This is a genomic window from Mesorhizobium sp. M5C.F.Ca.ET.164.01.1.1 (genome assembly GCF_004792125.1).
In the GTDB taxonomy this organism is placed as follows: domain Bacteria; phylum Pseudomonadota; class Alphaproteobacteria; order Rhizobiales; family Rhizobiaceae; genus Mesorhizobium; species Mesorhizobium wenxiniae.
This window is the reverse complement of record NZ_SRTG01000514.1, coordinates 1-296: the sequence shown is the minus strand read 5'-3', so window position 1 is coordinate 296 and position 296 is coordinate 1. Positions and strand designations below refer to the sequence as shown.

General features: G+C 66.2%; 1 protein-coding gene. It reads right to left on the bottom strand.

Features of this window, described 5'->3' with window-relative positions; translation table 11 throughout:
- Positions 1-38: 38 nt before the first annotated feature.
- The coding region (locus EN807_RS34520) for a DUF883 family protein (protein ID WP_135938087.1) at positions 39-296 on the bottom strand (258 nt) is incomplete at its 5' end.

The window sequence follows — 296 nt, the reverse complement described above, 5'->3', positions numbered from 1 at the left end:
AGAGCCGAGATCAGCGAGACAAGCGTCCCCATCTGAAGCTAGCGGCGGGACAGGAGGGCGAAGAGGAAGCCGACGCCCGCCGCGATCGCCAGCGACGTCACCGGCTTCTCGCGCACTTTTGCGATCAGCTGTGCTTCCATGTCCTCCGCGCTTCCGCGCATGCTCTCGAACGCGGCCTCACCTTGCGCGCGCAATTGTTCGACGCCGTCCGCGGCAGCGCGACGGGCCGCGCCATAGCCGTGCTGGCCGGTCTTGGCGAGTTGCTCGGTGAGCTTCTGGATGTCGGCTTTCAGTTG